Source organism: Pontibacter qinzhouensis, assembly GCF_008017455.1.
GTDB lineage: Bacteria > Bacteroidota > Bacteroidia > Cytophagales > Hymenobacteraceae > Pontibacter > Pontibacter qinzhouensis.
This window is the reverse complement of the sequence record NZ_VRTY01000146.1, coordinates 1-10,706: the sequence shown is the minus strand read 5'-3', so window position 1 is coordinate 10,706 and position 10,706 is coordinate 1. Positions and strand designations below refer to the sequence as shown.

Annotated in this window: 6 protein-coding genes; all 6 read right to left on the bottom strand. The window is 49.9% G+C overall.

Annotated elements, in window-relative coordinates; translation table 11 throughout:
* Positions 1-858, bottom strand: an 858-nt coding sequence (locus FVR03_RS22625) for a glycoside hydrolase family 43 protein (RefSeq protein WP_222707297.1), incomplete at its 3' end; no start/stop codon positions are given.
* Between the two features lie 212 nt (positions 859-1,070).
* Positions 1,071-2,486 (bottom strand): glycoside hydrolase family 140 protein, encoded by a 1,416-nt coding sequence (locus tag FVR03_RS22620; protein ID WP_147924055.1) that lies wholly within the window; start codon positions 2,484-2,486, stop codon positions 1,071-1,073.
* 141 nt (positions 2,487-2,627) lie between these two features.
* Positions 2,628-5,786: a DUF6298 domain-containing protein gene (locus FVR03_RS22615; protein ID WP_255474367.1), complete on the bottom strand. Its 3,159-nt coding sequence runs from the start codon at positions 5,784-5,786 to the stop codon at positions 2,628-2,630.
* Positions 5,787-5,938: 152 nt separating this feature from the next.
* A complete protein-coding gene (locus FVR03_RS22610) occupies positions 5,939-7,612 on the bottom strand; it encodes a polysaccharide lyase (protein ID WP_222707296.1) in 1,674 nt (557 codons plus the stop codon).
* Positions 7,613-7,825: 213 nt separating this feature from the next.
* Positions 7,826-9,499 (bottom strand): thrombospondin type 3 repeat-containing protein, encoded by a 1,674-nt coding sequence (locus tag FVR03_RS22605; RefSeq protein ID WP_147924054.1) that lies wholly within the window; start codon positions 9,497-9,499, stop codon positions 7,826-7,828.
* Between the two features lie 524 nt (positions 9,500-10,023).
* The coding region (locus tag FVR03_RS22600; RefSeq protein ID WP_369410474.1) for a DUF3826 domain-containing protein at positions 10,024-10,706 on the bottom strand (683 nt) is incomplete at its 5' end.

The window sequence follows — 10,706 nt, the reverse complement described above, 5'->3', positions numbered from 1 at the left end:
GTTTTTAAAGTCCTGGGTTTTCTTGGCTCCGTAGATTTTCTCCTCATACACATCGTAGTAAATCAGCCAGTCATCGCCTACTTTCACCACCGTAGGGCCTTCCATAAAGTTTCCGGTAAATGGCTCCGACACATCGGTGTAAGGTCCCAGCGGATCTGTTCCAAAAGCTACTTTCAGGTTTCGGTTGGGGCGCGTGTTGTCTTTGAGCACCTGCACATAATCGTTTTTGCCACGCTTCACGATCACAGCATCTATTATGCTAAAGTCAGGATCCATGAAGAGCTTCGTTTCGGTGAAAGTCTTGAAGTCTTTAGTAGTGGTGTAGTACATGCGGTGGTTGTTGTTCTCATCTTCTACGCCACGCGGAAAACGATGCGGAATAGTAGAGGCCCAGATAATGATATAGCGCTCATTCTCATCGTCGTAATGCAACTCCGGGGCCCACACGTTTACAGTTGTTGGCTCGTGCTTCATTACATCAATAAACTGCTGCTCCGACCAGTTCACCAGGTCTTTGGAGCTGGCGTAGCCAAAGCCGTTGTCGCCACGCCAGGCCGTTGTCCAGACCAGGTGGAAGGTGCCATCGGGCCCGGTTACGATAGAAGGATCGCGCATGAGTTTGCCCTCTCCTGCCTCCGGCTTCAGGAAAATGCCTTCCAGTTCTTCCCACTTATAGCCATCGTAGCTGTAGAGCAGGCGCAACCCCTCGTTGGCAGGCTCCCGGAAAGAAGTGAACATATACACTTCTTTGGCAGGTGCCTCGGCTGTCTGAGTTTCTTGTGCAGCCTCTTCGGTTGTAGTACCGCAGGCAGCAAACAAGAACAGGCCCAGTACGAAAAGGAAATATCTTTTTATCATGTCAGTATACTTATTTTATAGCCTTAGCTGAGGTGAACACCCTTGGCCTGAAATCAGCCTGTTTACCTTCGGAAGGCTATTTCATTAGAATAATTTGCGGTTGATTGTTGCTAATTGTTAAATGGTTAAATTGCTCAATGGTTGAATTAATACAATGTAAGTCAATCACTCTTTTTAATATTTTTAACTCTTAACTCTTAACTATTTAATGCCTACTTACTGTCCAGCACCAATACCCAGTCGTTTCCATCGCGTGGCTCACCAGGAGGGTTGAATTCTACCACGCCTTTGTTCGGGAAGGTTTCTTCGAGTTCGGTGAAGGTGCCTTTTTTCGGGTTGAACCACGATGCTTTCACGTTGTCGCCTTCTATTTTACCCATGTTTACGCTGATGTTCTTGCCGTTGTAGGTATAGATAAAAGCATAATCCTTGCCACGGGTAGCGATCTGGTAATCGTATTTATCGCCGGGCTGCTTGGCCACCAGGGTCTGGTCTGGTACGCGCTCGAAATAAGGCCGTGAAAGCATCAGCGTTTTCAGGTGCACCATCTGCATTGCGCCCGGGTGGTCGATGGCATCGTCCCAAACACCTTTGCCTCCAAAGGCGCTTCCTTCATCAGTGGACTGGAGCATCTGCATAACGGTGTTGTGACCATAAGTATAACCCGCGCCACCCGCAAACACCGACCAGTAGCCATAACGACGCACATCGCTGGCTCCCCAGTAAGGGTTCTCCGGGTTATGCAGCCCCTGCGGAATCATTTCGTAAGATGGTTCGCCATCTAAGGTTGGTTTAGGAGGCGTTAATTTCATATCTCCCACTATAAAGCGCCAATTGTCTTCGCCATAATGTAATTCACCGGCAGTGGTGTCTTGCGCATAGTTGCGGTGCCCCGACTGGAACATGTTAAAATCGAGCCAGTCTTCGTTATGGAACCAGACCGAGGAGGTGGTTCTGCCACGTGGGTGGAAGGTAATAAGGTGGTTTTTGTCTTTTTCGCGCAGGGTAGTGCCCATTCGTAGCCAAACCTCCAGTGAGTCTGTTCCCCTGATGTCGCCACCATTCAGCCAGATAATGTTTGGTCTGTCTTTGTAGCGATCTGCCAGCCAGGCTGCATAAGTCTCGCCCTGCGCCTGATTTACATGTCCCTCTTTCACGTTGGTGCCCCAAACAGGAACCATCGCCATATACAAGCCTTTTTCTGCTGCCAGGTCTACAATATAGTCCATGTGGTCCCAGTAGTCGTATTGGGTAGAGTCTGAGAAAGAGTTGCCTTCTGTTACTTTCGGAGTAGCTACGTTTTTATTCACCAGGGCTGTGTCGCCATATGCGTTTACCGCTCCTACTGAGTGCAGCACCATCACCTGAATCACGTTAAAGCCTTTTTCCCGGCGGTTCTCCAGGTACAGCTCCGCATCTTCGCGGTTGAGTTTACCAAAAAGTAGCCAGCCGGTATCGCCAAGCCAGAAAAACGGATCGCCATTTTCTTTGGTAAAGTACCTGCCGTCGTCCGAGATTTTCAGCTTACCTACAGCACCAGAGTCAGCAGTTTCTTTTTGTTGCTCCTGCGATGTACAGGCTACTCCTACCAAAGTAAGTAGCACCAGTGTAAAAATGTTCTTCAACATGTTCGGGTTAATTATGTATCGGGTTTTAATTTAAAATCTGTTCTTCACTACTACACAGTTAAGTTTATTTCCGAAGAAGAAGCTCTTCTAAAACTGCTGTGCCTTTAGCTTAACTGAGCTAATTTCTAATGTAATCAAGCTCTACTTTGTTACCCACAGCACGACCGGGCCAGGAGCAGGACTGGCAAACTCGACGACTTTTCCACCTTTCACGCGTTCCTCTTTCTTCAGCAACTGACCATTTTTCGGGTCGATGAAACGCACTTTATAAGTACCGCCTGCACCTGTAAGATCGAGGTTAAGTTTGCTGCCTGCATTATTATAGAGAATGTAGCTTTTACCTTTGTTCCCCAGCACCCACTGCCCCTCCAACTGATCCGGAGCGTTTGTGGGCTGCATGGTAGCGGCATCGGTCAGAAAGCCTGCAGGCGTAGTGGCCGGAATGGCGGCCAAAGAACCACCCGCCATGAAAACGGCCCAGCTATGCGCATCGTAATTGCCTTCTGAATACATAACGGCTTTTTCAGGATGCTTCTCCCGATACTCCCGCACCCCACGGTACACCTGCTCAGCCGATCGTTTTCCGGGTTTTACCTGCCGTGCATGCTGCCGTGGTGCCAGGTTCACGCCACCTTCCGGAGCATATACACTTCCATCTTCGCGGTAGCTCCAATAGCGGATGTCTATCAAGTCGATGGCGGCTGCTCTGGCCGGATCAGCCAGAATAGCGTCCTGTACATCTTTGGTCGTGCTCAGGCCAACCAGGGCATTTTTGCCTGTCTCCTTCTCCCACTCCAGAATTGTATCGATCCAGAACTCCACAAAATGCAGTGGCCCGGTGTACTCCGCACTTAATAGTTGAACCACACCTGTATTGTCTGCAAAATTTTCCAGGCACTTTCTAATATAAGTTCTGTGCAGGGCACGGCGCTCGGGGTGCGTGATGTCGTAAAACTGTTCAGCCAGAAAAATGCGCTTATCTCCGGCATAAGGTGGCGGCTCCGGAAATCCAGTATTGTTGATGTTGTTAGCCGGTCGCCAGGGTGAGTCGGCCCAGTGAGCGCCTGCCTCCAGTATATTATGCTGGAAATAGTTCTGATGCACAAGCACCAGCCCTTTCTGGTCTGCCAGGTCCGCAAACTGCTTCAGGCGGTTCCAGTACCAGTGGTTAAACTGCATCAGGTCGTATTTGCTCAGGCCATCCCAGGCGGTGCCTTCTCCGCTCCGGGCAAAAGGCTGCTCATAAAAAGGAGCCCAGACCTCGCCATCCATGCGCCTTACCCGCTCATGGTCGTCGCGCCGGCGCTCGTACCACAAGCCGTAGTTATGCTCCAGCGCCACCACATCCCGCTGCTTCATGTCGTTGGTCACTTCTTCGAGGTCGTCGGTCAGGCCAGCACCAGTTCTACCTGGCACGTAGCGCGTTACGGCAGGCTTGGCTTTTGAGAGTTCATAATAGCGTACATCGCCTCTCCACCACGGAACATCCTGCCGCTTGCCAGTTATAAGGCTGTTGCCTCGCACCAGCCAGCCGTTCTGCACCTGCATAGGAGCTGCCAGTTTAGCGGGTGGCGTATTTTTAAAACTGATCTGGTCGATGGTTTTAACTTTGGCTGCCTGCACCGGAATGGCTACTCTGCTGGTGGCCTGGTCGATCCACTCGGTTAGTTGAGGAACTGCTGCGTTGGCTTGCTGCGTTAATTCAATTGCCTGTTGCACAGTAGGGCTGCTCGTGGCATCTGTCTCCATGGGGAGCAGGTGGGCGCGTTCCATCACTTTTTCACCTACTCTATTGCTGAGCTGTGCATAATACAGGCTGCGTGGTTTTACGTGGCTGTTGGTGTTGCCCCAGTAGCCATCGCCCCCGAACTGCGACCAGGCTCCAAAGGCCCAGTTCATGGCAGTTGGCGGTGCATAATTGTCTATACGGGCGGCAGTAGATTGCCAGAACACGCTATTGGCTGCTGTCCAGCCGGCACCCTGTGCATCCTGGTACCTGTTTTTAAAGCTGAGCGCCTGCCCGTCGATGTCCACAATATCAAACAAAATACCCGAAGCCCAGCTATCGATGGCACCACTAAAACTGTGCGGCAGGTACGAAAAGCATTGCACAAAGGCATTGGGGCCGGGCGCACGGAAACCAACGGCAAAATCGTGATAGCCGTCTTCGGCGTACAGGCGCTGAAACAGTGTCTGCTGCCCTGTGGTGTAAAATGTATAGCGCCGCTGCCCGCCTATTTCAGAAACAGGAGCCAGCGACTTACAATCTTCTACGGTAACGCGTTTTGCTGTTTCGTAAGCCGCCACAGCCGATCCGGCAAAGTGCCTGAAAACGATCTGCCGCACCCAGGCATCCTGCACATGGTCCATGGTAATGGCCATCCAGCGGTGCGCTTCATCTTTCGGGTTGTTTTTGTTATAAGTCGATTCCAGCCTCATGTTCTCTACCCCAACCTGCGAAATGCGGCCCGGCCAGGTATAGGGAATCAGGTTACCTCCACCGTATTTAGTATCTAAAGCTGTGGTTATGGGAGCGTCTAGTGTTATCGTATTTCCATTTACGGCTACCACTGTCCGGTCCCAGTAAATATCGCGTTCACCTGGTTTCCAGCCAATGTAGCCAGTCTCCCCACCAAACTCTTCCATTTTAAGTTCGTGAATCCACTCTTTTGTACTCGGCCGATGCACCAGCACCTTATCACCTGCTTTAAAGGCTCTTGAGTTAGCTACTTTAACTTGTGTGGCATTAACAGGTACATAGGCATCCGTTATTTTTACTCCTTCTGTTAACTGTCTGTCGTTTTTCCCTCGGATCTTAATCAGCGTTTCGCGATCCTGGCCGCTTCCAAGTAATACCGTGCCTCCGGCCTCTTCACCACTACCCCGCAACACTACACCAGAAGCAGTTATTTGCAAGCTGCCAAAAACCTCGTGGGTTCCTTTTTCGAGCAGTACAGCTCCCCTAATTCCCAACTGGTTGGCGGGCAGAGAGGCCACATAATCTAGCGCAGCTTGTATGCGTTGCGTAGCATCTCCTTTTACTACCGGCACCACTACTTTAACAGGAGCATCCGGAATAGCATGCTCCCCGGCCATGTACCCGCTGTAAGAGAAGTCAGGAATACGGTTGCCCAGCGAATCCGGCGCATAGGCAAGTTTACCATCTGCCCCCACTGAAACAGGTGGTGCAGGCGGAGCCTTTTTGGCTTGTGCCCATGCTGCACTGTTGGCCACCAGAAAGCCTGCCAGTAACCAGGCGGTAACCACTACACTTCGTATCAGCTTACATTTACAATTCACAGACGGAATATTTCGCAATTCGTATTATTTTTCGGTACAGACAAAGACTATGCTTTTCTGCTTTTTATCTATGCCACTGCCCCGCCTCTAGTTTTGCTAAAGAAGGCGGGGCAAGGGTTATGTCGGTAAAAATTAGCCTGCTGGTGCGGCCTTTATTTTTTGGCTAAAGTATCTTTATTGTTCTTGAGATCCTTCCAGTCTACTTTTTTAGTAGGGTCAATGCCGTTTATGTACTTTTCGATGTTGGTGTAGCCATCACCGCTCAGGTCGCCGTTAGCATCAGACGGGTCGTTCGGGTTCAGTCCGTATTTAATTTCCCAATCGTCTGGCATGCCGTCGTTATCGGAATCTTTATAGGGTTTGCCCTTGTAGGTAGGGTAGCCGCCAACCTGGCTAACATGGGTAATAATGCCTTGCTTATAAGAATCTTCCGGTAAGCGACGCTTGATGTACTCGCTGCCCACACCGGTTTTGCCATTCTTTTTGTAAACAACTTTCCCTGTTCTTACCTGCTCCACAATGCGGGTGTCTACGGCGTCTCTTTTCGGGAGTGTGGCACCGGCATTGGCCAGCACATATTGGTAAGCTTCCTGAGCAGGCATAATGGCTACTGCAGGCATGGCAAAGGGTTTCTTCGTCCGGATATAGTCGGTATAGTCGCCAGCATTGGGGTTACTCTGCACCTGCACACCCCCATCCCAGTTGTCTTTTGTTACCTTCTCATTTCCTTCTACCACGTTACCGTTTACATAAGCACGGCCGTACTCCTGTGTTCCTTTGGCAGAGCGGTTCGACTCCGGTTTCAGGATGCGGTGGGCAATTGGCTGATCTTTTGGTGTAATGGGACCTGGTTTATAGTAGTTGTTGATCATGTTAAACTGAGAACGATGATCGCCTCCGTCTACAGAGCGGTTCCACCAGTTAAAGAGCACGTTGTTCACAAAGTTAAAGCTGCCATACATCCCTACCGATGGGTTACGGCTAATGTTGCTCGCCCACAGGTTACGGGCAAAGGTACTGTTCAGCCCCCCGATGGTGCTGCCGAAAGAATGATTGTAGGTATCGAGGCATTCGGAGGAGATGCAGTTCTGGAAAGTAACGTTCACCGTTGGCAGCTTTTGCAGTTTACCATCGCCGGAGTCGTACTGGTGGCGGTACATGGAAATATTCTCGTCTAAGCCCCAACTGGCAGATACGTGGTCCACGATCAGGTTACCGATGGGGTTACCACCCAGCGCATCGTCGCGACGGGCCACATTTGTTTCACCTCTTCTGAAGCGCATGTGCCGGATGATCACATCATGTGTATCGATCCAAACAGATTCACCGGCAATACAAACACCATCTCCGGGAGCAGTCTGGCCGGCGATGGTAATATAAGGTGCCCGTACTATAACAGGGCTTTTCAGTTTAATTATACCCGCTACGTTAAATACCACAATGCGGGCGCCACCCTGCTCGCAGGCGTCCCGGAAACTGCCGGGGCCGCTGTCGTTGAGGTTGGTTACTACATATACTTTGCCGCCACGGCCACCAAAGGAATACATTCCGCCTCCTTCAGCTCCCGGAAAAGCAGGAATGTCGGCTTGCGGAAGATCAGAAGGAACAGCAGCCCACGGAATGTAGGGTTTGCCATTGCGTGCATCACGGTCTATAATTGGCAGTGCCCGCTCCCATGCCTCATCAGAGCGGCGTTGTGCCTCCTCCAGGTCAGCATCTGCCTTAGCCTGCACTTCTTTCGGTATGGTAGGATATTGTGCCCGAGCCGTATGCGAAAGAGCAAACAATGAAACAAGTGTAAAAACAGGAACAAGGTACTTTTTCATGTTTGTTGGTTTGTAATAAAATGTAAACTATTGCCGCCAGCCCAGTAAACACAAGCAGTAGCTGGCAGCTTTAAAGTATTGATGAACAGCAGATGGCGGTTGCTAAAAAAGTTTGAAGACATCAGTTGCTTCTCACAACCAATACCTTCAAACTTTAAAAGCAATCAGAGAACAGTTGTTTTCTTTCGCATACCCGTTGCTGTGCGCACCAGCTTATTTGTAAGCCAATGTGTCTTTGTTATTTTTCGGGTCTTTCCAGTCTACTTTTTTAGATGGATCGATGCCGTTTATAAATTTCTCGATGTTGGTGTAGCCGTCGCCGTTCAGGTCGCCGTTGGCATCAGACGGGTCGTTCGGGTTCAGACCGTGTTTTTTCTCCCAATCGTCTGGCATACCATCGTTATCGGAGTCTTTATAAGGCTTGCCTTTGTAAGCGGGGTAACCGCCAACCTGGCTGATATCTGTAATAATACCAAGCTTATAAGAGTCGATTGGCAGGCGGCGGTGCTCAAACTGTGTTTCTGGCAGCTTCACGTTTTTCTTCGGATTGATTTTGCCGGTTCTTACCAGCTCTGCCACACGCACATCCACCGGGTCGCGCTTAGGCAGTGTCGCGCCTGCGTTGGCTAACACATACTTATAGGCTTCTTCAGTAGGCATAATGGTCATGGCAGGCATTGGCATAGGTCGTGTAGCACGCATCTTATCGCGGTACTCGCCGGTGTTCGGTAAATCTTCTACCTGCACCCCGCCATTCCAGTTATCTTTGGTAATATGGTCGTAGCCTTCCATAATGTTGCCATTAACATACGCACGGCCAAACACCAGGTAACCCAGCTTGCTGCGGCCAGACTCAGGCTTTAAGATACGATGACCTACCGGCGAATCGGTTGGTGTGGCTGGCCCTGGTTTAAAGTAGTTGTTAATAATGTTGTAGGTAGCTGTGTAGTCGCCACCATCTATAGAACGATGTACCCAGTTAAACACCACGTTATTGGTAAAGTTGAAAATACCGTTCCAGCCGATAGAGGGGTTACGACCTGCGTTGCTGGCCCACATGTTGCGCATAAAGCTGCAGTTTTCGCCGCCCAGCGTACTACCGAAGGCGTGGTTCCAGGTATCCAAAGCCTCAGAGAAAATACTGTTCTGGATGGTGATGTTTACTGTTGGCAGCTTCAGATGCTTGGAGCCATCCATTGGGTCGTACATATGGCGATAAAGCGACATGTTCTCGTCCAGGCCCCAGCTGGCCGAAATGTGGTCCATCATGATGTTACCCACAGCGTTACCACCAATGGCATCGTCTCGGCGGCCTACATAAGTTTCGCCTCTCCTGAAGCGCATGTGCCGGATAACAACATCATGCGTATCGATCCAGACAGTTTCGCCGGCTACACAAACGCCATCGCCGGGAGCAGTCTGGCCAGCAATGGTTACATAGGGCGCTCTAATGATAAGCGGGCTATTCAGCTTAATAATACCGGCCACATTAAAAACGATGACACGGGCTCCACCCTGCTCGCAGGCATCGCGCAAGCTGCCGGGGCCGCTGTCGTTGAGGTTGGTTACCACATATACTTTACCACCACGGCCACCAAATGAGTACATACCACCTCCTTCAGCTCCCGGAAAGGCCGGAATATCGGCCTGTGGCAGATCGGTTGGTCGGCCGGCCCACGGAATATAAGGTTTTCCTTCTCTTGCTTCCTTCTCCACAATCGGCAGTGCTTTTTCCCAGGCTTCATCAGATCGGCGTTTTGCGTCCTCCATCAGTTTATTACTTGCCTCCTGCACATCCTTCGGAATTTTAGGGTACTGCGCCAAAGCTGTCTGGTTAATCCCCAGCATGGCTGCCAGGGCAAGAATTGGGATAAAGTACTTTTTCATATGTTACCTTAATTTTTTCTATTTATTCAGCGGAGTGCAATCACTCCTGCTTTAGATTAACTTTGAAATGCACTTGGCGGCGGCACCGTGCCTGCTGCGGCTTTGTTACCAGATAGGCTCCGTTCTTTACTTCAAAAATGCGACCGCTTTTGCTCCTGATATTTATTTAAATATAAATACGATTTTCAAATATACAAACAATTTTAAACAATCATTTGTTAGAATTCTAATTACCAACAAGTTGCAACGCCTCTCATGTTCTGCGGAAAGAACAACTTCAGAAAGCATTTACCTAACCGATGCCCCTTGACTCTTTTTGGCTCGGAAAGCTTCCGGAGGCCTTTTTCATTTAAATAATTTAGCTGCTACTTGTTAACCGGTGAAATTAGGATAGGAAGCAGGCGGCACACAGGGTTCTGCGGTTTACCCACCACGGCACGGTCTCTTACAGGCGAAACAAATTATTTAAATGAAAACCGCCTTCCAAAGCCTTTTGCTCTGTTTTTACTCAAGGGGTCAGATGCTTATTTCTTTGAGTTGGGTTCTTGTTCTGCCTTTTCGCGGGCTACCCATTCGTCGCCTGCTTTTTTAAGATCGTAACCAGCCGCCGAGAGGTAGTTGTTTATTCTGCCTTTGTACTTTCCAAACCAGCCATGCTTTTTCTCCGATGTACCTGCATCCATGGCATGTTCGCGGGCTTCTACCAGCCAGGCCATTATCTGCGTTTTTTGCTCTTCGGTCAGGTTGGGTAGCATGGCCAGGTAGCCTTTGTAGGTAATGGGCACCACGCCGTAGGTCATACCGTCTTTTACCTGGTCTACCTGCTCTGCCGATAGCTGCGCCTGCAGGTTCCCGATAAAGGTTTGGTGCAGCTTGGCCAGTTCGGCATTCGTAAATTCGTCTATTTCAGCAATTCGCTTTTCTGTAGCCTGTTTGTTTGTTCCTGCTGTTTCCTTTACTGCCTTCACACGTGCATCGCGCTGCTCATGAATCCGGCTTAGGTCGCGGTACTGCTGTGCCACATAGTCACGCACCTTCAGTTTTTTAGTTCTGTCAGAAATCGCCATGTTATCCACGATCTTATCTGCCCGCTGGTTTGTTACCTGAATGTATGCCTGCGCCTCCTCTTTCGCTGATTTCTTGGCTTTTTGAGCAACAGATGGCATAACAGCCAGGCATAACAGGCCCATCAGGAGCGAAATACTTT

What these genes read in the sequence shown, in the direction of transcription:
- FVR03_RS22620 (WP_147924055.1), bottom strand. Translation starts at nt 2,486, where the DNA reads ATGTTGAAGAACATTTTTACACTGGTGCTACTTACTTTGGTAGGAGTA.
- FVR03_RS22605 (WP_147924054.1), bottom strand. Translation starts at nt 9,499, where the DNA reads ATGAAAAAGTACTTTATCCCAATTCTTGCCCTGGCAGCCATGCTGGGG.
- FVR03_RS22610 (WP_222707296.1), bottom strand. Translation starts at nt 7,612, where the DNA reads ATGAAAAAGTACCTTGTTCCTGTTTTTACACTTGTTTCATTGTTTGCT.